This is a genomic window from Gemmatimonas sp. (genome assembly GCF_027531815.1).
Lineage (GTDB): Bacteria > Gemmatimonadota > Gemmatimonadetes > Gemmatimonadales > Gemmatimonadaceae > Gemmatimonas.
This window is the reverse complement of the sequence record NZ_JAPZSK010000002.1, coordinates 88,530-111,987: the sequence shown is the minus strand read 5'-3', so window position 1 is coordinate 111,987 and position 23,458 is coordinate 88,530. Positions and strand designations below refer to the sequence as shown.

Annotated in this window: 19 protein-coding genes; 13 read left to right on the top strand and 6 right to left on the bottom strand. The window is 67.5% G+C overall.

Annotated elements, in window-relative coordinates:
• Window positions 1–11 precede the first annotated feature (11 nt).
• The 4 genes from clpX to O9271_RS01710 are packed head-to-tail and all read left to right on the top strand — an operon-like array spanning window position 12 to window position 5,018.
• Window positions 12–1,274, top strand: a complete 1,263-nt coding sequence (gene clpX, locus O9271_RS01725) for an ATP-dependent Clp protease ATP-binding subunit ClpX (protein WP_298265601.1) — start codon at window positions 12–14, stop codon at window positions 1,272–1,274.
• Complete coding sequence (gene lon / locus O9271_RS01720) at window positions 1,271–3,703, top strand: endopeptidase La (protein ID WP_298266280.1); 2,433 nt, start codon at window positions 1,271–1,273, stop codon at window positions 3,701–3,703. The genes clpX and lon overlap by 4 nt, the downstream gene beginning before the upstream one ends.
• Window positions 3,700–4,353, top strand: coding sequence for a ribosome biogenesis GTP-binding protein YihA/YsxC (yihA, locus tag O9271_RS01715; RefSeq protein WP_298265599.1), 654 nt, complete (start codon window positions 3,700–3,702; stop codon window positions 4,351–4,353). Before lon ends, yihA begins: the two co-directional genes overlap by 4 nt.
• The gene (locus O9271_RS01710) at window positions 4,350–5,018 is read left to right on the top strand and encodes a hypothetical protein (protein ID WP_298265597.1); all 669 of its coding nucleotides are present in this window, start codon (window positions 4,350–4,352) and stop codon (window positions 5,016–5,018) included. The genes yihA and O9271_RS01710 overlap by 4 nt, the downstream gene beginning before the upstream one ends.
• Window positions 5,019–5,077: 59 nt before the next feature.
• Here the strand turns inward: O9271_RS01710 and O9271_RS01705 are convergent, their stop codons facing one another.
• Entirely contained in the window at window positions 5,078–5,605 is a 528-nt protein-coding gene (locus O9271_RS01705; protein WP_298265595.1) for an NUDIX domain-containing protein, read from the bottom strand.
• Window positions 5,606–5,663: 58 nt separating this feature from the next.
• On the opposite strand from O9271_RS01705, the gene O9271_RS01700 reads away from it, so the two are divergent.
• From O9271_RS01700 to O9271_RS01685, 4 genes are read left to right on the top strand one after another with little or no spacing between them, the layout of a single operon-like run.
• Window positions 5,664–7,175, top strand: coding sequence for a chorismate-binding protein (locus tag O9271_RS01700; RefSeq protein ID WP_298265593.1), 1,512 nt, complete (start codon window positions 5,664–5,666; stop codon window positions 7,173–7,175).
• A 2-nt stretch (window positions 7,176–7,177) separates the two neighbouring features.
• Window positions 7,178–8,761, top strand: a complete 1,584-nt coding sequence (locus O9271_RS01695; RefSeq protein ID WP_298265591.1) for an adenylate/guanylate cyclase domain-containing protein — start codon at window positions 7,178–7,180, stop codon at window positions 8,759–8,761.
• Complete coding sequence (locus O9271_RS01690) at window positions 8,758–9,534, top strand: lipopolysaccharide kinase InaA family protein (RefSeq protein ID WP_298265589.1); 777 nt, start codon at window positions 8,758–8,760, stop codon at window positions 9,532–9,534. The genes O9271_RS01695 and O9271_RS01690 overlap by 4 nt, the downstream gene beginning before the upstream one ends.
• 20 nt (window positions 9,535–9,554) lie before the next feature.
• Window positions 9,555–10,643, top strand: a complete 1,089-nt coding sequence (locus tag O9271_RS01685) for a glycosyltransferase family 9 protein (RefSeq protein WP_298265587.1) — start codon at window positions 9,555–9,557, stop codon at window positions 10,641–10,643.
• A 21-nt stretch (window positions 10,644–10,664) separates the two neighbouring features.
• Here O9271_RS01685 and O9271_RS01680 read toward each other — a convergent pair whose 3' ends face one another.
• Window positions 10,665–11,276, bottom strand: a complete 612-nt coding sequence (locus O9271_RS01680; protein ID WP_298265585.1) for a Maf family protein — start codon at window positions 11,274–11,276, stop codon at window positions 10,665–10,667.
• 35 nt (window positions 11,277–11,311) lie between these two features.
• Between O9271_RS01680 and O9271_RS01675 the strand changes: the two genes are divergently transcribed.
• On the top strand, window positions 11,312–12,514 hold the full coding sequence (locus O9271_RS01675; protein ID WP_298265583.1) for an aminotransferase class I/II-fold pyridoxal phosphate-dependent enzyme: 1,203 nt from the start codon (window positions 11,312–11,314) through the stop codon (window positions 12,512–12,514).
• A 96-nt stretch (window positions 12,515–12,610) separates the two neighbouring features.
• Here O9271_RS01675 and dtd read toward each other — a convergent pair whose 3' ends face one another.
• Window positions 12,611–13,090 (bottom strand): D-aminoacyl-tRNA deacylase, encoded by a 480-nt coding sequence (gene dtd, locus O9271_RS01670; protein WP_298265581.1) that lies wholly within the window; start codon window positions 13,088–13,090, stop codon window positions 12,611–12,613.
• Window positions 13,091–13,181: 91 nt separating this feature from the next.
• On the opposite strand from dtd, the gene O9271_RS01665 reads away from it, so the two are divergent.
• Window positions 13,182–14,732: a hypothetical protein gene (locus tag O9271_RS01665; protein ID WP_298265579.1), complete on the top strand. Its 1,551-nt coding sequence runs from the start codon at window positions 13,182–13,184 to the stop codon at window positions 14,730–14,732.
• Between the two features lie 290 nt (window positions 14,733–15,022).
• On the opposite strand, the gene O9271_RS01660 is transcribed toward O9271_RS01665, so the two are convergent.
• From O9271_RS01660 to glmM, 3 genes are read right to left on the bottom strand one after another with little or no spacing between them, the layout of a single operon-like run.
• Complete coding sequence (locus O9271_RS01660) at window positions 15,023–16,669, bottom strand: peptide chain release factor 3 (protein WP_298265577.1); 1,647 nt, start codon at window positions 16,667–16,669, stop codon at window positions 15,023–15,025.
• Window positions 16,670–16,709: 40 nt separating this feature from the next.
• Window positions 16,710–18,536, bottom strand: coding sequence for a glutamine--fructose-6-phosphate transaminase (isomerizing) (gene glmS, locus O9271_RS01655; protein ID WP_298265575.1), 1,827 nt, complete (start codon window positions 18,534–18,536; stop codon window positions 16,710–16,712).
• 32 nt (window positions 18,537–18,568) lie between these two features.
• Complete coding sequence (gene glmM, locus O9271_RS01650; protein WP_298265573.1) at window positions 18,569–19,933, bottom strand: phosphoglucosamine mutase; 1,365 nt, start codon at window positions 19,931–19,933, stop codon at window positions 18,569–18,571.
• Window positions 19,934–20,132: 199 nt separating this feature from the next.
• Here glmM and O9271_RS01645 point away from each other — a divergent pair, with 199 nt between their 5' ends.
• From O9271_RS01645 to O9271_RS01635, 3 genes are all read left to right on the top strand, one after another.
• The gene (locus tag O9271_RS01645) at window positions 20,133–20,819 is read left to right on the top strand and encodes a hypothetical protein (RefSeq protein WP_298265571.1); all 687 of its coding nucleotides are present in this window, start codon (window positions 20,133–20,135) and stop codon (window positions 20,817–20,819) included.
• Window positions 20,820–21,051: 232 nt separating this feature from the next.
• The gene (locus tag O9271_RS01640) at window positions 21,052–22,221 is read left to right on the top strand and encodes an aminotransferase class I/II-fold pyridoxal phosphate-dependent enzyme (protein WP_298265569.1); all 1,170 of its coding nucleotides are present in this window, start codon (window positions 21,052–21,054) and stop codon (window positions 22,219–22,221) included.
• Window positions 22,222–22,373: 152 nt separating this feature from the next.
• On the top strand, window positions 22,374–23,432 hold the full coding sequence (locus O9271_RS01635) for a M48 family metallopeptidase (RefSeq protein WP_298265567.1): 1,059 nt from the start codon (window positions 22,374–22,376) through the stop codon (window positions 23,430–23,432).
• Window positions 23,433–23,458: the final 26 nt, after the last annotated feature.

Here is a 23,458-nt window from a genome sequence, read left to right as displayed (position 1 = left end):
ACCGGATCGTTATGTCCCACGACAAGCATCTGCGCTGCTCTTTCTGCGGAAAGTCCAAGGACGCCGTCCGGAAGTTCATTTCGGGCCCGTCGGTGTACATCTGCAACGAGTGCATCGCCCTCTGCAACGAGATTCTGGCAGAGGACGAGGAGCGCGAGGTTGCCGAATCGATCACGCAGGTGCCCACCCCGCGTGAAATCAAGAACATCCTCGATCAGTACGTGATCGGGCAGGAGCAGGCCAAGAAGGCGCTGTCGGTGGCGGTGTACAACCACTACAAGCGCATCAATGCCGCGGGCACGGCGCGGGAAGACGACGTCGAGCTGGACAAGTCGAACATTCTGCTCATCGGCCCCACCGGCACCGGCAAGACGCTGCTCGCGCAGACGCTGGCGCGCATCCTCGACGTACCGTTCACCATTGCCGACGCCACCACGCTCACCGAGGCGGGGTACGTGGGTGAGGACGTGGAGAACATTCTGGTGCGGCTGCTGCAGGCCGGCGACTTCAACGTGGCCGAGTGCGAGCGCGGCATCGTGTACATCGACGAGATCGACAAGATCGCGCGCAAGTCGGAGAACCCGAGCATCACGCGCGACGTGTCGGGCGAAGGCGTGCAGCAGGCGCTGCTCAAGATCCTCGAGGGCACCGTGGCCAGCGTGCCGCCGCAGGGCGGTCGCAAGCATCCGCAGCAGGAATACATCCAGATCAACACCAAGGACATCCTGTTCATCTGCGGTGGCGCGTTCGACGGGCTCGAGAAGATCATCGAGTCACGGACGGGCAAGCGCCAGTTGGGCTTCGACAGCAAGAAGGGCGACAGCAAGGTGGTGTCCATCAAGCAGACCACCCCCAAGACGCCCTTTGCGGAAGTCGAGCCCGACGACCTGCTGCGCTTCGGCATCATCCCCGAACTGGTGGGCCGCCTGCCGGTGTGCGTACCCCTGGAGGCGCTCGACGAGGAGGCGCTGGTCAGCATCCTCAAGGAGCCCAAGAACGCCCTCACCAAGCAGTACCAGCGTCTCTTCGATCTCGAAGACGTGAAGATCACCTTCGAGGAGACGGCGCTGCGCGCCGTGGCCCAGAAGGCCCTGAAGCGCGGCACGGGTGCCCGTGGACTGCGCGCCATCCTCGAGGAAACGCTCCTCGACACCATGTTCGAACTGCCGACACGCGACGACGTCGTGGAGGTCCGGGTGACCGAAAACGCCGTCTCGAGCGGCGCCCCGCCCCTCCTCGAAATCGCGCCCAAGCGGCAGAAGAAGGAAGCCTGAGCACGCAACGCACTTCGAGGACCGGCGGCCCCAAGCTGCCGGTCCTTCCGCTTCGCGACGTGGTGTTGTTCCCCCACGTGGCCATGCCCCTCCTGATCGGGCGCGACGCCTCGCTCGCGGCCGTGACCGCGGCGCTCGAGGGGAATCGGGAACTCCTGCTGGTTACCCAGCGCAACGCCGACGTGAACGTGCCCGCGGGCAGCGACCTGTATCGCATTGGCGTGCGCGCACGCGTGCAGCAGGCCTCCCGCGTGGCCAACGGCACCACCCGCATCCTGGTCGATGGGTTCGAACGGGTCAAGGTGACGCGCTACAGCTCGGTCAAGGCCATGACCCGCACCAAGGGGCTCAAGGCCGGCACCATGCTCGAGGCGCGCGTGGAGGCCATGCCGCTCAAGAAGAGCCGGAGCGCCAGCCGGACTGGCGGCGAGACCACGCACGCGCGCATTCGCCACGCGCTGGCCCTGTTTGAGGAGTACACGGGGCTGCAGCGCCGGTTGCCGCCTGAAGTGATCGGGCTGCTGCAGGGTCTCGATGACGAAGAACGCATTGCCTACGGTATTGCGGCGCATCTGCAGATTCCCATTGAGCAGCGTCAGGCGCTGCTGGGGGCCGGCAGTCTCGCCGACCTGGCCGGACAGCTGGTGGAGATGCTGGGCGCCGAACTCGAACTGCTCAAGCTCGAGCGGAAGATCGACGACCAGGTCCGCGGATCGCTCTTCCAGAACCAGCGCGAGTTCTTCCTCCAGGAGCAGCTCCGCGCCATTCACAAGGAGCTCGGGCAGGAGGAAGGGGACGAGTTCGAGGAGCTGGCGCGGCAGCTGGCGGCACGGGGACTTCCCGAAGCCGTGGCCGCGCGCGCGCAGCGCGAGCTGCGCCGACTGAAGCGCAGCTCCCCGACCAGCCCGGATGCGGCCGTGGCGCGCGGGTGGCTCGATTGGGTCCTGGCGCTTCCCTGGGAAGTACGCACGGTCGACACGACCGACCTGGCGCAGGCGCAGGCCTCACTCGAGGGAGACCACCATGGTCTCACCGAAGTCAAGGAACGCATCCTCGACCACATCGCCGTCTTGGCGCGTGTCGGGAAACTCGCCGGGCCCATCCTCTGCCTCGTCGGGCCGCCCGGCGTAGGCAAGACGTCGCTGGGGCGGTCCATCGCGCACGCGCTCGGCCGCAAGTTCGTACGCATGGCCCTCGGCGGTGTGCGCGACGAGGCAGAGATCCGCGGCCATCGCCGCACGTACATCGGGTCCATGCCTGGGCGTATCCTGCAGGCCATGCGCCGCGCGGAGAGCGTGAATCCGGTCATCCTGCTGGACGAAATCGACAAGCTGGGCGCCGACTGGCGGGGTGACCCGGCCGCGGCGCTGCTCGAGGTGCTCGATCCGGAACAGAACCACGCGTTCAACGATCACTTCCTCGAGGTGGACTACGACCTGTCGCAGGTGCTCTTCGTGACCACCGCGAACTCGCTGTCCAGCATCCCCGAGGCGCTGCGGGATCGCATGGAGATCATTCGCCTGCCCGGCTACCTCGAGCAGGAGAAGCTGGCGATTGCGAAGCGGTTCTTGGTGCCCAAGCAGCTGGTGGCGAATGGCGTCCCGGCCGAGCGGGTCGCGCTTGCCGACGACGTGCTGCCGACGATCATCCGGCAGTACACCCGCGAAGCCGGGGTGCGCGATCTCGAACGCCGTATTGCCCGTCTCGCACGCAAGCTGGCGCGTCGCGACTGGAACGGCCGTGGTACGGTAAAGATCACCAGCGCGCAGCTTCGGGAGATGCTGGGCACGCCGCAGCATGGCGACGACGACCTGGAACTGCGTGATCAGGTCGGCGTGGCCAGCGGCCTCGCGTACACGAGCACGGGGGGTGAACTGCTGGAGATCGAAGTGAGCGTGGTTCCCGGCCGCGGCCGGCTGCAGCTTACCGGCACGCTGGGCGATGTCATCAAGGAGTCGGCCGCAGCGGCGCTGAGCTTTGTGCGCGGGCGAGCGGGAGCGCTGGGACTCTCCCCCGATTTCCATCGTACGCGCGACATCCACGTGCATCTGCCGGCGGGTGCCACACCCAAGGACGGCCCGTCGGCGGGGATTGCGCTGGCTACGGCACTGACGAGCGCGCTCACGGGGATTCCCGTGCGTGGCGATGTCGCCATGACGGGCGAGATCACGTTGCGCGGGCGGGTCCTGCCCATTGGCGGCGTGCGGGAGAAGGGGGTGGCGGCGCACCGGCACCGCATCGCGCATGTGATCGTGCCGGCCGGCAACAACAAGGATCTGGCGGAGCTGCCGGAGGACGTGCGCAACGGCGTCATCTGGCACCCGGTGAAGTCCATGGATGAGGTGCTCACCCTCGCCCTGCGGGGGGCGGTCCCGGCCCTGCACGAGGAGCGCGTAATCATGGCGACGGGCGACGAGGTCGTGGCATGAGCGAGGACGCGGCGCCCGCCACGGGAGCAGCGGCCGATCCTCTGGTGATCCGGCACCTCGAATACCTGGGGCCCATGTCGAAGCGCGACGGATGGCGCCCGGATCCCTCGTATCCCGAAGTAGCCTTCGTGGGGCGCTCCAACGTGGGCAAGTCGTCGCTGCTGAACAAGCTCATGAAGCGCAAGGCTTTCGCGCGCGTGAGCAACACGCCGGGGCGCACCCGCGAGATCCATTTCTTCGACGTGAACCGGCAGTTCGTCCTGGCCGACCTGCCGGGGTACGGCTACGCGCGCATCAGCAAGGAACGCAAGGCCGAATGGCGCCCGCTCATTGAAGGGTACCTGACCGACAGCCCGAAGCTGTGGGGCGTGGTGCAACTGCTCGATGTGCGCCACGATCCCACGGACGACGACATGGTCATGCTCGACTTCCTGGCGGAGCTGGGGGTGCCCACCATCTTCGCCGTGACCAAGGTGGACAAGTTGCGGCGCGCCGAGGTGGCCCCGCGCATTCAGGAGCTGGCGCGGCAGCTCGGGCTCGATCCCGATCAGATCGTGCCCTTCAGTGCGCAGACCGGACAGGGGCGCGACGACCTGGCGTCCGCGCTCATGGCGTTGCTCGCCATGCCACACTGGAAGGAGGCGCCATGACCCACCCCGTACGGCGGCCCGCTCTGGCACTGCTGGCCTGCGTGGCGCTCTCGGCCTGTGCGAGTGCCGGGCCCGCGGCGGCGCAGGTGCCGCCCGCCGGTCAGGCGGGCGTCTCCGGAGACACGCTCGATCCGAACTGGGTGCCTGCCGGGTACGGCACGCTGCGGCAGGACGACATCGCGCTCAAGTCGTCGCCCGCAAACGGCCTGCAGATCCGCGCCATTCCGCTGGACGAGCGATTCATCCGGTTGCTCTCTCCCGATTCCTACCGATCACTGCGAGAGCTGCAGGCCAGCAAGGCGCAGGCGCTGCTGGCGGTGAAGGAGCGCAATCGCCTCCCGTCGTACTCCATCTGGTACGTGAGCTTTTTCGCGCTCGAGCAGGGCGAGACCCGCTTCTCCCCGCAGGAATTCATCATCTCCAACACCGGTCGGGATTTCCGTCCGCTGGACATCGTGCCGCTCACGCCAGGGTTCGGCGAGTACCGACTGAAGCAACGCGAGGTCCAGTCGGCGCTGCTGGTGTTCGACGGGCAGATCGATCTCAATCAGCCCGTGACGGCCCAGCTGGAAAGCGTGCCCAGTGTGACCGACTGGAACACGATTCTGCAGCGGGTGGAGCGTGAGCGGGCGCTGGTACGGTCCCGGGTAGCACCCAAGCGCTGACCGCTCAAGCGCAGACCGTTCAAGCGCTGGCCGCTCAAGCGCTGACCGCCCGGTAGCGACTACGGGACCCGCAGCACGTCGTCCACCGGCCCGGCGTCCCCGTGGCGCAGCAGGTGGAGCGTGTACTGCACGGCCTGATGCTCCCGTGGCCACGCCAGCCGCTCGTACGCCTCGGCCGGTGTAAGCCACGCCCACGCGTCGTGCTCGGCGCCGGTTGCGACGGGCCGGTTCGGCTCCACCACGGCGGCAAACACGACCGCCAACTGCACGGTGTCGTACGCATGCAGATAGAAGGGGTTCACGGTAATGCTGTAGAGTCGCGCGGGGGACAGGCCGGTTTCCTCGTGCACCTCGCGGCGGGCCGCGTCGGCAGGACGCTCGCCTCGCTCAATGCGCCCGTGCACGATCTCCCACGCCCCCGTGCACCGGGTACCGGCCGCACGGCGCATGGCCAGCACGCGCCACCGATCAGTGCTGCCCTCCGGTGCAGGACTCAACACCACCACATCTACCACCCGCACATCGACGCGGGTCCCCGCGGGTTGGGCATCCTGGAGCGCGTCCTGCGGCGTAGTGTTCTCTGCCATGCGCGAATGCTAGGCGATCGGCTTCCCCACGGCGAGCGTCGCGGCGAACTTTGTGGTGATGACCAGCTTTGATGATTTCCGTGCACGTGCCGCCGCCTGCACGGCAACCGGTGGCCTCGTGCCGGTGTGGCGCGACTGCCTGCTCGACCTCTGCACGCCCGTGTCCGCGTTTGCGAAGCTGCGCCGCGGCCCGTTCGCGTTCTTGCTCGAGTCAGCCGTCACGCGCGGCCAAGCGTGGTCGCGCTATACGTACCTGGGCACGGAGCCGCGTGGTGCGTGGCGTCTCAAGGATGGCATCGTGCACGACTGGAGCGCCGAGCAGGGCTGGCATGGGGCCCGCTCGCCGCAGGATCCGCTGGGCGACCTGCGGGACATCGTGCGCGCCATGAACCCGGTGTCCGCGCCCGAACTTGGCGAGCTGTGGAGCGGCGCGTTCGGCTTCTTCAGCTATGACACCGTACGGCACATCGAGCACCTGCCCCGTGCGCCGCGCCGGGCACTCGAGTATCCCGATGCCTGCTTCGTGTTCACCGACGCGCTGGTGGTCATCGACAACTGGCGGGGACAGGCGCGCGTGATCGTGTCGGTGCCGGTCCCCGCCGGTGCGAGCGATGCGCTGCTGGCGCAACGGCACGCACGCGCGATGCACACGCTCGAGGAAACCACGAGCCGTCTGCAGGGCCCGGAGGCGCTGCCGGCGCTGGCGCTGCACGAGGAGGCCGCACCGGCGGTCGGGCGCTCCACCTATGCGCGGGCGGACTTCCTGCGCGATGTGGACCGGATCAAGCAATACATTCTCGCGGGTGACGTCTTCCAGGCGCTGCTGGCGCGGCGCATGGACGTGCCCCTCGACTTCGACCCCATCACGCTGTATCGCGCGCTGCGCGCGCTCAATCCCAGCCCGTACATGTTTCACCTCCAGCTGGATGGGCTGGAACTGGTTGGCAGTTCGCCGGAGATGATGGTGCGCGTTGCCGATGGCAAGGTTACGGTGCGCCCCATCGCCGGGACGCGGCCGCGCGGCCGTACCGAGGCGGAAGACCGCGCCCTCGCCGATGAGCTCCGGCACGACGAAAAGGAGCGCGCCGAACATGTGATGCTCGTCGACCTGGGCCGGAACGACGTGGGGCGCCTCGCGCGCTACGGCACGGTGGAGGTGACCGACCTCATGGTCATCGAGCAATACTCGCACGTGTTTCACATCGTGAGCCAGGTGGAGGGGCAGTTGCCCCCCGAGGCAAGCGCGCTCGATGCCTTCCGCGCCGTGTTCCCGGCTGGCACCATGACCGGGGCGCCGAAGGTGCGCGCCATGCAGATCATTGACGAGCTCGAACCGGAGCGGCGCGGCGCCTATGCCGGCGCGCTGGGGGTGATCGGCGCCGGCGATACGCGCATGGACCTCGCCATCACCATTCGCACCTGTGTGATCGCCGACGGGGTGGCGTCGGTACAGGCGGGCGCCGGAATCGTGCACGATTCCGTGCCCGAGAAGGAGTGGGACGAGACCGAGAACAAGGCCCGGGCGATGCTCACCGCCATCGGACGCGCCCGTGCGGCGTCGCCGCCCTGACCATGCCTCTCATACTGCAGTCGGTCGCGGGTGACCGCCGTTTTTCGCTCGCCGGGCATCAGGCGCTGGTGGTGGGGCGCGACCCCGTCAGCGACCTGCCCATTCTCGACCCGGCCGTGTCACGACGGCACGCCGAGCTGCGCGTCGATGCCCGTGAGCCTCTGGTGCATGTCACGGACTTCGGCTCCCGCAATGGCACCTGGATCAACAACGCCCGCATCACGCGCGGGCTGTTGCGTCCCGGAGACCGCATCGCCTTCGGCACGGTGGCCTTTACGCTGGCCGCGGCCGCGCCTACCCCGGTCCGCGCCACACCGGCCGTGTCGTCATCCGACCCCGGCACCACGCGGCTTCGCGAGCGCGTGGTCCCATCGCGGGATCAGGCGCTGGCCGATGTGGCGCGCGATACCGAAGGGGCCGAGCGGGCCACGCAGCGGCTCACGCAGCTGGTGCGCATCGCGCAACGTCTGGGCGCCTTCGGTGCCCTCGACGGGCTGCTCGAGGCCATCGCCTCGGAGCTCTTCGACACGTTCGACGCCGACCGCGTGGCCATTCTGCTGTCGGCCAGCGACGGCCAACTCGAGACGAAGGTGTCCCGTGATCGGCGCGGGGCCATACCGCGGCCGGTACCGCGCGCGATTGCGCACGGCGTCGCCGAGCGGCAGGTGGCGTTGCTCACCAACGACGCCTCCAGCGATGCGCGCACGGCCGGCGAGTCGGTGCTGCAGCAGTCAGTCAAGTCGGCGATGGCCGCGCCACTCATTGGCGAACACCGAGCCACGATCGGGGTGCTGTATGTGGATCACCTGCGTGACCGGGCGGTGTTCGATGACGACGACCTGGCCCTGCTGGTGGCGTTCGCGGCCATCGCCGCCGCCGCGGTCGAGCGCGAAACCGCCGCGGAACAGCTGACGCGCGCTACGCGGGTGCGCGAGAATTTCGAGCGGTACTTCACGCCGCAGATTGCCGAACGGATCGCCGCCACGACCCACCAGGTGGAGCCCGGAGGCACCCGTTTACCCGTGGTGGTCATGTTCAGCGACATCCGCGGCTTCACCGCCATTGCGGAGTCGTTGCCGCCCATGCACATGGCCAACCAGCTGAACGAGTACTTCACGGTGATGGTCGAATGCGTATTCCGCCATGGCGGCGCGCTCGACAAGTTCATTGGCGATGCCATCATGGCCTATTGGGGTGCGCCGGAGGCGCGTGACGACGATATCGACGGCGCCGTGGCGGCCGCATTCGACATGCAGGGTGCCTTGGAGGCACTGAATGCCCGCTGGCGCGAGGAAGGCCGCCCCGAGCTGCACATCGGCATCGGCATCCATCATGGTGACGCCTTTGTGGGCAACATCGGGTCCCCCCGACGCCTCGAGTTCACGCTCATCGGCGATACCGTCAATGTGGCGAGCCGGTTGTGCAGTCTGGCGCAGGCCGACGAGGTGCTCGTGAGCGAACCCGTTGTGGAGCATGTCAGTCGCTCGCGTACCCTGCCGGTGCACTGCCGCTCGCGTGACGACCTGCGCGTGCTGCGGCGCACCAGCAGCGACAGCCCCGTCTGGCAGGTGGAGTTCGCCCGATGACCGTGGACAGCGTGGCGGTCGGCGTGGTCCCCTCACAGCGCGCCACGGTGCATGCGTCGCCGCCGTGGCTGGCACCGCTCGTGTCGCTCGTCGAGCAGCACGGCACCCTCTACGAGTGGGCCGCGTCCCAACCGCAACCGCGGGCGTTGCGCGGACGTGCCCCCGTGTACGTGGCACCGCTGCCCCCCGATGGGCCCAGCGTGGTGGTGCGGCATGCCTGGCACGGGGGGCTCCTGTCGCCGCTGACCCAGGACGTGTTCCGGCGTCCGACCCGCGCGCCCGTGGAGATGGCGAATTCACGCCGCCTGCGTGACCTGGGCATTCCCACCACCGACGTCGTGGGCTTCGCGCTGTACGACGCCGCCATGGGGTTGGCTCGGGTCGATGTGGTGACGCGCTACGTGAGCGACACCGCCGACCTGGGCATGGTGCTCGCCGGCCTGGCCCCGGCCATCGACTGCGACGCGGCGCTCGCCGCCACGCTCGATCTGCTTGCCTTGCTTGCGCGGCACCGCGTCCTGCACCCCGACCTCAACGTGAAGAACATCCTGCTCGAAACACCGCCCGGTTCCGCGGCGTGCGCGATGGTGATTGACGTGGATGTGGTGATGATCGGCGCGACGTCCGTGCGCCGAACGATGGAACGCAACGTGGCCCGACTCGTTCGCTCGCTGCGCAAGTGGAAGCACCAGTTCGGCTGTGAGCTGGCCGAGCAGCGCATTGCCGCGTTTGCGACGGCGGCGCTCGCCTGCACGCCGGCGGAGGCAGCGTGACGGTGCCCCCCACTCCGGCCATGCCGACCACTCCCCCGCTCCCCCCGGTGCGGCTCGACCGCATCGGCATCGTCATGATGAGCGCCGTCGGTGACGCCGTGCACGTGATGCCGGTGATTCACGCGCTGAAGGCTCAGGCGCCCCAGGCGCGCATCACGTGGGTCCTGCAGCCCGGTCCCGCCACGCTCGTTCGCGGGCACCCGCTCGTGGATGACATCGTGCTCTTCGACCGATCGCGCGGATGGCGGGCGTTCCTCGACACGCGCGCGGCGCTGGCGACCCGCGCGTTCGATGTGGTGCTGGCGCTGCAGGTGTACTTCAAGGCGGGGCTGATTACCGGCTTCACGCGCGCGCCAGTCAAGCTTGGCTTCGATCGGGCGCGGGCGCGAGATGCCAACTGGCTCTTCACCACGCACCGCATCGCGCCACATGCCGGCCAGCACGTGCAGGGGCAGTACTTCGAGTTTCTCGACGCGCTGGGCGTTCCGCACGGCACACCGTCGTGGACGCTCGGCCCCTGGAACGAGGAGGAGCAGCGCTGGCAGCGCGACTTCCTCTCGCGGTTCGATCGCCCGATTGCACCCATCGTGGTGGCCACCAGCAAGCCCGCCAAGGACTGGTTGCCCGATCGGTGGGCGGCCGTGTGCCGCCTGCTGTGGTACGAGTACGGGCTCCAGCCCGTGCTGGTGGGTGGGCGATCGCCGCGCGAAGTGGCAGCAGAAGCGGTGATCCTGCGCGAGGCCCCCATGGCCCACTCGGCGTTGGGCAGCGGCCTGCGCCGGCTGGCAGCCATCCTCGATGGTGCAGCGGTGGCGTTGTCGCCGGATACCGGTCCGCTGCACCTGGCCGTGGCGTTGCGCACGCCGGTCGTTTCACTGCTCGGGTATACCAACCCCAAGCGGGTGGGCCCGTACGATCATGCGCACGACCTCATGATCGACGCCTATGGTGATCCGGGCGAGAACTACCCCATCGACATGACGTATCGCCAGGGGCGCGTGGAGCGCATCACCGTCGAGGATGTGGCCGCGAAGCTGGTCCTGTGGCAGGCGCGCTATCGCGAAACGCGGCTCGCCGCGCTGGAGGCGCGCGGCCTGCGCCGGGGGTGAACCGCCCGTGGTGACCGTGGCCTATGCCGCACACACCGGCCCGAACGCGTACTCGTAGCCGAGCTCGCGAATGAGCCCCACGAGGCGACCCAGCGGCAGTCCCATGACGGCGAAGTAGTCGCCGTGAATGCGTTCGACCAGCGTGGCGCCGAAGCCCTGAATGCCATAGGCGCCGGCCTTGTCCATGGGTTCGCCGGTGGCGACGTACTGCGCGATCTGCTGGCGCGTGAGCGTGCGGAAGCGCACGGTCACGGCCTCGACCCCCGAGAGGGTCCGCCCCTCGTGCGCCACGGCCACGGCGGTGACCACCGTATGCTCGCGCCCTGACAGACGCTCGAGCATGGCCACCGCCTCGGTGGCGTTCGCTGGCTTCCCCAGGATGGCGCCCTCGATGACCACGATGGTGTCGCTCCCGATGACCACGGCGTCGGGGTGCCGGAGCGCCAGGGTGTGCGCCTTCGTGCAGGCCAGTCGCTCCGCGTGCGCCACCGGCGCCTCGCCGGGCCACACGGTCTCGTCGATATCGGCTGGCCGAACGTCGTGGACGATGCCGATCTGCGACAGCAGTTCCCGTCGGCGCGGGGATTGCGATGCCAGGATGACGTGTACGGGCGTCCGGATTGGCGAAGTCATGCGGTAAGTTTACCGCACCTCTCTTCCCCCTCGCCATGTCCGAGACCTCCTCGAGCAGTTTCGGCAGCCCGGCGGCTGCCCACTTCGAAACGCAGGCCATTCGTGCGCAGGCACCGGTGACGCCGGCGCGCGAACACTCGGTGCCGCTGTACCTCACCTCGAGCTTCCGCTTCGACGATGCCGAGCATGCGCGCGCGCTGTTTGCGGAGGAGGTGAGCGGCAACATCTACAGCCGGTATGCCAATCCGAACACCGACGAGTTCGTGAACAAGGTGTGCCTGATGGAGGGAGGCGAGGACGGGGTAGCCACCGCCTCGGGGATGTCAGCCGTGTTCACGGCGATCGCCTCCCAGGTCGCGAGCGGCGATCATGTCCTGTCGGCCCGCGCCATCTTCGGCAGCACACACCAGCTGTTCACGCGTGTCTTTCCCAAGTGGGGGGTGACGAGCGACTACGCCGACATCGCCGATCCGGCCAGTTGGGAACGACTGCTGCGCCCCACCACGAAGCTCATCTACGTGGAGACACCGTCGAACCCGGGACTCGAGCTGGTGGACCTCGCGTGGCTGGGATCGCTCGCGCGGGCGCACGGGATTCCCCTCGTGGTCGACAACTGCTTCGCCACGCCGTATCTGCAGCAGCCCCTCGCGTTCGGGGCCACGGCGGTGATCCACTCGGCGACCAAGTACATGGACGGACAGGGGCGCGCGCTGGGCGGCGTGATCGTGGGCGATCGGTCGTACATGGCCGACTGCCGGTTCTTTGCCCGGCACACCGGGCCAGCCATGAGCGCATTCAATGCCTGGATGCTGTCCAAGTCGCTGGAGACGCTGGCGGTGCGGATGGACCGGCACTGCAGCAACGCGCTGACCGTGGCCCGTCACTTCGAAGGCCATCCCGCCGTGCAGGCGGTGCGCTACCCGTTCCTGCCGTCACACCCGCAGCATGCGCTGGCGCAGCGGCAGATGACGCAGGGCGGGGGTATCGTGGTCCTTGAGCTGTCTGGTGGCCTGTCACGGAGCGGCCGGTTTCTCGACCGCCTGCGCCTGGCCTCGCATTCGGCCAATCTCGGGGACACCCGGACGATCGTCACACACCCGGCATCCACGACACACAGCAAGCTCACGAGTGCGGAACGCGCGGCGGTGGCGATCACCGATGGGCTCATTCGCATCAGCGTGGGGCTCGAACATGTCGCCGACATCATCGACGATCTGGAGCAGGCGCTCGCCGACTGAGCCCCTCGGCTTAACGAGAATCGCTTCTTGCCACTGCGGCCTGTGCATGCCGCAGTTCAGAGTGTAGGATATAGCCGAGGTCGGTACCGGATAACGTCAGCTGGCAGAGCTGGCCTCCCGTTCCAGCCAGAACGTGACGGGGCCGTCGTTGACCAGCTCGACGTCCATCATGGCTCCGAACTCGCCGGTGGCCACCTGCAGCCCCCGCTGTTTCAATCGCATTACGAACCGGTTATATAGTGGTATGGCAAGGTCTGGCTTTGCCGCATCCACAAAGCTGGGTCGGCGCCCTTTGCGGGTGTCGCCGTAGAGCGTGAACTGTGACACGACCAACAGGGCCCCGCCCTGTTCGCCAATGTCACGGTTAAGTTTCTGTTCGTGGTCTGGAAACAGACGCAACGTCAGAATCTTCTCGGTCATCCACTCGATCTCGCGATCGGTGTCCGAGTGCGTGAAGCCGACCAGCAGCAGGTACCCGCCGTCGATTCGCCCGGCGAGTCGCTCGCGCGGCCCTCCGTCCGATCCCTCACGAATGCGGACTTCGGCGCGTTTTACGCGTTGGAGCAGTATTCGCATAGCAACAAGATTGGCTCCCTGGTCGCGTCGCGAAAGCCGCTGGACGAACACGCGCCGCCTGACCATCGAGTCGATGCAAATCAACAGACCCGTGCACCCACGTCTTGCGCTTCATTTCGATTTGACGCCGCGCCATGCGGCGACCGATGCCGACTCGGCCTTCCTTGCCGCATGTGTCGCGTGGCTGGGGTTGGATCAGGGCCAGCGGCTCAGTTGGGACACGCCCTCGAATCACACGCTCGACGGTGGGCGCATTCTCCGCTGGGCGCCGTATCGGCACGAGGGATCGGCGCTGGCCGACATCGTGGTGCACGCGCCCGATCCTCTCGACCGTTCGCTGCAGTGGTCCACGCATGTGACCTACGTGGTCACCACGTCGGCCTCGGGCGCCCAGCAGCGGCAGGTGAACATTCGCGTGGGCACGGAAGGTGGTGCGCCGAACGGCGCGCCCCCGCCAGTGCGCCCGCCGCGCCTGCTGAGTGAGCTCGACGCAGCGTTCACCCTGGTCTCGAACGACGGGCCGTTGCAGCGCGTCCCCACGCAGCTCGAGGCAGGCACGCTCGACGCCTTCGTGCGCTTCGTGCTCTGTGATCCGGCGCGCACCATGCCGGTGCTGTTGCTCACCGAATTGCCGGACGGTGGCTACGTGCTGCCTCCCGAACAGTTCGCCGCCGAGATGTTCGGGCTGGGGTTGTGCTTCCAGCTGCGCCACTCCGACACCTTCGCGCTCTCCGACGCGGTGGGGGGCCATGCGCGCTCGGTCTTTCTCGGTTCGGCACGCGCGTACCTGCCCGGCTTCACACTCGAATCGGATCCGTTTCAGCATCCGCTCGTGTTGGCCCGGGCGCTGGCCCTTCCGGGCGAACGTCGTCGCCTCGTGCAGCGACTGGCCGAGGTGTCGGTGCAGCGCCCCTTCTCCGATCCCGTCATCGCCGACACGCTGCGGGACTTGCGCGCGGCGTCCTACGGTGCGCGTCCCGATGCCACCGAGGCGTTGGCGGCCGCGGAGTCCGGGGTCGAGATGGACAAGGGACAGCTGATCGGCATCGTGCGCCAGCTCGAAGAGGCGGTCCGTGCCGCCGAAGGGGAGTTGAGTCGCACCCGGGAGCGACTCTCCGAGACGCGGCAGCAGCTCGAACAGGAACGTGCCTCGGCGCGTGCCTTGCGCACGACGCTCGCCGCTCACAAGGAGCGCCAGCCCATCGCGAAGCAAGCCAGCGATGCGCCGCAGTCGGTGCTGGAGGCGGTGGAGCGTACGCAGGCGCTGTACGGCGACGCCATCCGCATTCTCCCCTCGGCGATCACGTCGTCGAAGGAATCGGAGTTCCCCGATCCCGACACGGCGTGGTCGTACCTGAAGGCGCTCGGCGAAGTGGGGCGCCGCCGGCAGGACCGTGCCCTCGGTCGTCCCCTGGGAGAAGTCTTTGCCGATCTGGGCGTGGACTACTCACCCGGTCCCAGCGATCCGTCGCGCAAGACGCCCTACGTGTTCCGTGATGGCGAGCGCGAAGTCGAGTGCGCCGATCAGCTGCGCAAGGGGAGCAACCCGGCCACCTGCCTGCGCATCTACTTCGCCAGCACGGAAGACGGCGGCTTCGTGATTGGGCACGTGGGGCGGCAGATCGACACGATCGGCAAGTGAGGGGCGCGAACGGCCGGCTGCTGGAAGCTGACGGCGCGAACTGCTGACGGCGCGAACTGCTGACGGCAGACGGCAGGAACCACAGCACGCAGCACGCAGGAGTGCGGAGAGATGACTCGGGGGCGACCGCTACGCGGCGCCCCCGATTTCCTTTGCGGTCGGGATATCGGCAGCAGCGCGCAGCGCACGCTGCCGTGTCGTTCTACCGCATTCCTCCCGTCTGCGACCTGAAGCTCCTGTCGTCTGCCGTCTGCCGTTGAACCAGCTCCACGCCAAACGACACCAGCCCCTCAGGGCGCCGTCTCATGAAACTGCACCGCCGTCTCATGCTGCAGCGCGCGCCGCAGCGCCCATTGATCCTGGAAAAGCACGACGATCGCACCCTTGTGATCGTACACCTTCATGCGCCCGAGGCCGGTCGCCACGCGCTCGACATCGGCCTTGGGACCGGTGAGCCATCGCGGCCAACGGTAGCTCATCTTTTCGAACTTGCAGGGCGCTGAATACTCGTACTCGAGGCGGAACGCCATGACATCGAACTGCAGCTGTCCCACGGCCCCCACAATGGGCTGTGAACCGGCGCTGGTCTCCGCGTAGAACACCTGCGCGGCGCCTTCCTCGGTGAGCTGACGCAGCCCCTGGTCGAACTGCTTGCGCTTCATGGGGTCGGCCGGCATGGCGCGCGCAAAGTGCTCCGGCGCGAATCGCGGAATGCCCTGAAACTCCATCTTGCCGTCGCCGCCCAGCGTGTCGCCGATGCGCAGGTTGCCACGATCCATGACGCCGATCACGTCGCCCGGCCACGCCTCCTCGATGGCCACACGGTCGCGCGCCATGAACTGCTGCGGGGCCGCGAGGCGAACGGGCTTGCCCGAGCGCTGGTGCAGCACCTGCATGTTGGCTTCGAAGTGCCCACTGACCACGCGCAGGAAGGCCACCCGATCGCGGTGCTTCGGGTCCATGTTCGCCTGGATCTTGAAGACGAACCCGGTGAAGTCCTCCTGCGCCGGATCGATGGGGCCCACGCTCGACTCCCGTGGCCCGGGTGACGGCGCCAGCTCGAGGAACTCGCGCAGGAAGGGCTCGATGCCGAAGTTGGTGAGTGCCGATCCGAAAAACACGGGGGTAAGCGAGCCATCGATGACCCGGGCATGCTCGTACTCGTGTCCCGCGGCGTCGAGCAGCTCGATGTCCTGCATGAGGCGATCGAACGCGCTCTCGCCCATCGCGTCGAGCAGCGCGGGATCGTCGATACTCACGATGGTATCGTCGGCCCGCGTGGCACCACGATCACCGCTGCGCTCAAACAGGTGCACCTCGCGCTTGAGCCGATCGTATACGCCCACGAACACGTCATTCTCGAACACCGGCCACGTGGCCGCGTAGCAGTCGATGCCAAGATCCGCCTCGACATCCTGGATGAGCTTGAGCGGGTCCTCACCATGACGGTCGCACTTGTTCACCAGCGTGAAGATGGGCGTCCGCCGCATCTTGCACACGTCGAACAGCTGCCGTGTGCGTTCTTCCACCCCGCGGCGATTGTCGAGCAGCATGATGGCGCTGTCGGCGGCCACGAGCGTGCGGTAGGTGTCCTCGGAGAAGTCCTCGTGCCCCGGCGTGTCGAGCAGGTTGAGCTGATACCCGAGGAACTCGAACTGGAGCACCGAACTGGTGACGGAGATGCCGCGCTCCTGTTCGAGCTTCATCCAGTCCGACGTCGCGTGCCGCGTGGCGCGCCGCGCCTTCACCGAACCCGCAAGGTGGATGGCCCCACCGTACAGGAGCAGCTTCTCGGTGAGGGTGGTCTTGCCGGCGTCGGGGTGCGAAATGATCGCGAACGTGCGACGGCGGGCGATCTCCCGCTCGAGGCGGGAATGATCGAGCGGCGCTGTGGCAGCGGCTTCCGTGGAGACGATGTCGGGGGTGCTGTCGGACATCCTCCTAAGATAGTGAGGGGGGCAAACGGCAGCCGGTCGCCTACTCCACCGTCACCGACTTGGCCAGGTTGCGCGGCTGATCCACGTTGCACCCGCGCTTCACGGCGATGTAGTACGCCAGCAGCTGCAGGGGAACGCTCGCCAGGATGGGGGTCAGCAGGTCGACCGTCTCCGGGATGCGGAAATCGTAGTCGATCTTGCCGGCCAGGCTGGGCTCGTCGCGCGTGGTGATGGCGATGACCTTCCCCTTGCGCGCCTTCACCTCCTGAATGTTCGACGTGATCTTGTCGAAGACCGCGTCGTGCGGCGCGATGCACACCACCGGCATCATCTCGTCGATGAGGGCAATGGGGCCGTGCTTCATCTCGGCCGCCGGGTACCCCTCGGCATGGATATACGAGATTTCCTTGAGCTTGAGCGCCCCTTCCAACGCCGCCGGGAAGTTGTAGCCCCGGCCGAGGTACAGGAAGTTCGAGGCACGCTTGAACTCCTCGGCCAGCGCCTCGATCTCCTCGGCCCGATCGAGAATGCTCTGGATCTGCGCCGGCAGGTTGGCCAGCGCCTGGGCGATCTCGCGACCACGCGCCACGCTCAGGTCGCGCAGGCGCGCGAGCTTGAGGGTGAAGAGCGCCAGCGCCACCACCTGGCTGGTGAAGGCCTTGGTGCTGGCCACGCCGATCTCGGGACCGGCGTGCAGGTAGATGCCGCCGTCGTCCTCACGGGCGATGGTGGAACCCACCACGTTCACCAATCCCAGCGTGCGGGCGCCGCGGCGCTTGGCCTCGCGCATGGCGGCCAGCGTGTCAGCCGTCTCCCCCGACTGCGAGATGACGATGCAGAGCGTGCGCGGCGTGACGATCGGGTTGCGATAGCGGAACTCCGACGCGTACTCCACCTCGACGGGAATGCGGCACAGCTCCTCGATCATCATCTCGCCAATGAGCGCCGAGTGCCAGCTGGTGCCGCAGGCGGTGATGATGATGTTGTCGACGGCGAGCAGGTCTTCCTTGGAGATGTTGAGCCCGCCAAGCTTGGAGAAGCCTTCCTCGAGAATGAGGCGCCCGCGCATGGTGTTCTCCACCGTGGTGGGCTGCTCGAAGATCTCCTTGAGCATGAAGTGCGGATAGCCGCCGCGCTCGATCTGCGCGAGGTCCCATTCGATGCGGGTGACCGGCTTCTCCCGGATCACGGAATCAAGATCGAGCACCCTGTAGCCATCCTTTGTCACGACCGCGACGTCGCCATCATCGAGATACACGACGTGCCGCGTGTGCGAGAGAATGGCCGAGGCATCGGACGCAATGAAGTTCTCGCCTTCTCCGATACCGACGAGCAGTGGACTGCCCTTGCGGGCCGCCACCATCTTGTCCTTCTCGTCACTGCTGAGGACGGCAATGCCGTAGGTCCCGTCGACCTGGCGCAGCGCTTCGATGACCGCGGCCTCGAGATTGCCGGCGTAGGCGGTTTCGATGAGATGCGCGAGCACTTCCGTGTCGGTGTCGGACTTGAAGACGTAGCCGCGCGCTTCGAGCCCGGCCTTGAGGACCGTAGCGTTCTCGATGATGCCGTTGTGCACCACGGCGATCTTGCCGTTCTGGCTCACGTGCGGATGCGCGTTCGTTTCCGTTGGCGGCCCATGCGTGGCCCAGCGGGTATGCGCGATGCCCAACGTCCCGTGCGGCGGATTGGCCGCGATGACCGACTCGAGACGCGCGATCTTGCCGGCGGCTCGGCGGGTTTCCACGCCCTTGCCGTTCATGATCGCCACGCCGGCCGAGTCATAGCCGCGATACTCGAGCCGCTTCAGTCCTTCGATCAGCATGGGCGTGGCCACACGATCACCAACGTATCCTACGATTCCACACATGGGCGTTCAGGTCAGGGAAACAGGTAATCGTCTCACGCCAGGGCAGCGAGCGGCGCGCGCGCCTGAGCAATGAGCGCCCGGGCATCACGGTCCGACGGCGCTTCGGCAATGACGCGCACGATGGGTTCGGTGCCGGAGGGCCGCAGGTGCACCCAGCGATCCGCCCAGTCGAGGCGCAGTCCATCCTGCGTATCCGCGCTCGCATCGGGGAAAGCCCCGCGCAGCGCGTCGTACACGGCGTCGAGCGCCGCATCCGGTCGATCCAGCTTGTCCTTCACGATCACGTAGCGCGGGCGCGCCGCCACGAGTTCGGAAAGCGGCCGATTCTCCTCGTGCATGAGCTGCAACATGAGTGCCGCGCCCACCGGTGCGTCACGCCCCAGGTGCATCTCGGGGAGAATGACGCCGCCGTTGCCCTCGCCACCAATGGTGGCCCCGGCATCTCGCATCGCCAAGGCCACGTTCACCTCGCCCACCTTGGCAAAATGGAACGGAACGCCCATTTCGGCAGCGACATCGGAGACCACCTTGCTGGTGGAGAGGTTCGTCACCACCGGTCCCGGACGATGGCGCAGCACCGTGCGTGCGGCGAAGGCCAGCGTATAGTCCTCGCCGGGCGCCCGACCGTCATCGAGCACGAGGGCGAGCCGATCCACATCGGGGTCCGTCGCGAAGCCCACATGCGCCTGCGTTGCCTTGACGAGCGCTTCGAGCTCGCCGAGGTTCTCGGCCACCGGTTCCGGGGGCCGATGAAAGCGTCCGTCGGCATCCATGTTGATGGCATACACCTCGCACCCGAGCTCCGTGAGGAGCTGCGGCATGATGGCGCTGCCCGCACCGTGACAGCAGTCGAGTGCGACCCGGAAGCGGCGCGCGCGAATGCCCTCCACGTCGAGCCACGGCAGTGCCAGGAGCTGCGCGATGTGACGGGCAATGGCCTCATCATCCTGCTCGATGGTCCCGAGCTGGTCCCAGGTGGCGCGGGGGATGCCGGTGTCGAGCAGCGCGCGCATTTCGGCTCCTTCGGCCGCCGAAAGGAACAAGCCCGAGGGTCCGATGAATTTGAGCGCGTTCCACTCAATGGGATTGTGGCTGGCGGTAATGCCAAGGCCCCCGGCGGCATGATGGTGTTCCACCGCGAGCTGAATGGTGGGGGTGGGCACCATACCGATATCGATGACGGTACAGCCGACCGATTCGAGGGCGCCATGCACGATGCGCGTGAACATGGGTCCGGACACGCGACTATCGCGCCCCACCACCACACGGCGGTTGCCGTGGCGTGATGCCCACGCCCCGAAAGCCGCCGCGAAGGTGGCGACCACCTCGGGTGTCAGTGCCTCACCGACCCGGCCACGCACGCCGGATACACTCACCATCAAGCCATCGAACGCCATGTCGCTCCTCGAGCGGGTCTTTGGGGCGCGCCCCGTTCAGTCGCAATCGGTAAAGCTAGGGACCTGCGAGGCGGTAAACCAACTGGGCCGTTACGGCTCCTGCCGTTCGCCTTCCGCGGTTATGACGAGCGGCGCACCGGGTCGTTACACCGCTGGCCCCGGGGCGCACGCGGCGGCGCAACACGTTATGCTGCGAGGCATGAATCCACTGGCCTTGCTTCCTTATGCGCTTGCGGCGGCTGGCGGTCGCGTCGGTGAGCACTCCGCCAACGCCCTCACGGCCGCCGGCCTCACCCTGCTCCAACGCTCCGCACGCCTCGTGCGCCTGCTGGCGGGGAAACACGCCGCGGCTCTGCTCGAGCAGCCGCACCAGTGGGTGGTGGCGTTCGCGGCCAGTGACGGACGTGCCTTGGTGGGACTCGATCCGGCGTTGCCCGGCAACACACTCGCCGCGCTCTGTGCGACCCATAATGTCGGCGCGGTCTTCACCACCGTCGCGCTGGCTGCGCACCTCCCCTCACATGTCCCACGGGTGCTGCTCGACCAGGTACCGCGCGCGGCCCACCTGCACGTGGAGGCACAGACGGTCACCGTTGACCTTGGCTCCCACTTCGCGCTGGAGCTGGTCGGGGTACAGGAGGGTGAGGAGAGTGCCGGTTCCACGGAGCTCTGTTACGTGGAAGCGGTCACCGGCGTACTGCGGTCTCATGGCGACCTGCTCCTGCAGGCACGTGGCGTCGGTTCGGCGCGCCGGGGCATGCAGGGGGGTCCGGCCGCACCGGGCACCGCGCTGCACGATCCGTCGGTGCTCGTGGCGGCGCTGCTGGCCCCGTTACTGGCGGGGGCCACGATTCCCCTCGAGCACGCCGGTGACGGTGTGGCGTAGATGACACGGCAAGCACCTGCAACAACCGGAGCGGCGGCGTTTCAGGCTGGGTGGACACCGCGCATCACGCGGCGGGCTTGGGGTCCCTGGGAAAACGCGGCCATTGTACCAGGGAAGGCGGCGCCGCTGCGCGCTCGGGCAGCCGGACGGCGCGCCGGGCGCCGGGCGCTCGCCGGCCGGATGCCGTGGCACTAGCTTCCCGCTCCATCTCCCCACGGACGATCCGGAGCCCATGACGCGCATTTTCGACGAAGACCTGACGGGTGGCCTCGCCACTCGTGCCATTCACGCCGGCCAGCGCCCCGACCCAGTGTCGGGTGCCATCATGACCCCGCTTTATCTCACCTCCACCTACGTGCAGGAGAGCATCGGCGTCAACAAGGGGTACGAATACGCCCGCGGCAAGAACCCGACGCGCCAGGCGCTGGAGCGGAACGTGGCCACCCTCGAAGGGGGCACCCACGGCTTCGCGTTCGGCAGCGGCATGGGATGCCTCGATTCGATCATGAAGCTGTTCCGGGCCGGCGACCACATTGTGTGCGCCGAAAATGTCTACGGCGGCACCTTCCGTCTCTTCGATCGAATTCTGCGGCATATGGGGCTGTCGTTCACGTACGTGGACACGAGTGAGCCTCAGCGCGTCGATGACGCCATGACGCCCGCCACACGCGCGCTGCTCGTGGAGACGCCCACGAACCCGCTCATGCGGCTCACCGATCTGCGCGCCATGAGCGAGATCGCCAAGCGTCACCAGGCCCTGCTGATCGTCGACAACACCTTCGCCACCCCGATCTACCAGCGGCCCCTCGAACTCGGCGCCAACATCGTCTGGCATTCGACCACGAAGTACATCAACGGTCATTCTGATATGATCGGCGGGCTCGCCGTCGTTCTTGAGGACGAGCTGGCCGACCGCTTGCAGTTCATCCTCAATGCGGCCGGAGCCGTGCCGGGGCCGTTCGACGCCTGGCTCGCGTTGCGCGGTACGAAGACCCTGCCGTTGCGCATGAAGCAGCACGACCTCAATGGGCGCGCCATCGCGGACTATCTGGCCGGCCGTCTCGGACACGAGCGAGTGATTTACCCAGGGCTCCCCAGTCACCCGCATCACGACCTGGCGAAGAGGCAGATGTCGGCGTTCGGCGGCATGATGACCCTCGACCTGGGCTCCAAGGACCAGGCCCGGTCGTTCCTGGAGAAGGTGCGCGTCTTTTCGCTGGCCGAGTCCCTGGGCGGGGTGGAGAGCCTCACCAATCACCCCTACACCATGACCCACGGCTCCGTCCCCGCCGAGGTGAAGGACGCCATGGGGCTCACCGAGGGGATGGTGCGGCTGAGCTGCGGCATCGAGGACGCCGAGGACCTGATCGCCGACCTCGAGCAGGCGCTGGTGGGGATCTGAGCAGTTCGGCTTGACGCCTGAGAACTCGTACGGAAGACCAGAAACTCCCCCGGGAATCACGCGCTGCCCGGGGGAGTTTCTGGTTCCCAGTTCCGGCCTTTGGTTCTCAGCGTCCCTGCAACCTTTCTGGGCTCAGTCCCGTACGGTCCCCCATGGCCATCCAACTCACGCAGATCAGCTCCGTGACCTGGGAGCATCCCGCCGATCGGGCGGCGTTACGCGCCCTGCGGGCGCTCCCCGGGTTCGACGAGGTCGTGCGCAAGATCGCCGGCGCCTTTGGCGAGCGCGGGGTGCGCAACCTGTTTCTCGGCGATGCAGTCCTCGTGGGGCCGACTCAGCGCCCGGCCCTGCACGCGCGGTACCTCGAGGTGCTGCACGCGCTCGACTGGCCCGCCGCCGGCCAGCCGGCCCCGCAGCTGTACGTGGCGCAAACCCCCATTGCGAACGCTGGTGCCGTAGGGTTCGAGCAGCCGTTCATCGTGATCAGTTCGGGCACCCTCGAGCTGCTCTCCCCCGATGAGCAACGCTTCGTGCTGGCGCAGCAGCTCGGACACATCATGACCGGTCGCACCACGTACCGGACCATTGCGCTCATCGTGCTCTTCTTCGGCATGAGTGCGCTCCCCTTGCTGGCCAGCATTGCGCTCCTGCCCTTTCAGCTGGCGCTGCTCGAGTGGTATCGCACCTCGGAGCTCAGCGCCGATCGCGCCGGCATGCTGGGGACACAAGACCCCCGCAGCAGTCTCATGACCTTTCTCAAGCTGGCTGGCGGCAAGGCCGACGGGGACTCAATCGACCTCGACGCATATCTCGCGCAGGCCGAGGAGTACCAGATGGGGGGGTCGGCGTGGGACAGCGTGCTCAAGGCACTCAACACGGCGCTCCGCGAGCATCCGTTTCACACGGTGCGTGCCGGTGAACTCAACCGGTGGCAGCAGTCGGGCGCGTACGGCGCAATCCTTGGCGGCGATTACATCCGCCGCGGCAGTGAGGCCGAGCGGCCGTTCCGCGACGATCTGCGCGACGCGAGCGATTACTACAAGGAGAAGGCCAAGGAAGCCGCCGACGCGATGGGGGGCGTGATCAATCGCGCTGCCGATGCCTTCCGCGATGCCTTCAAGGCCGCGGCGAGCATGGGTGATGCGGCGCCGGGGGCTGGGCCGAGTTCGCCACCGCCACCGCCGCCACCGAGTGAGCCGCCGGCGCACTGAGGCGGAGAACCACCTCGATTGGCACA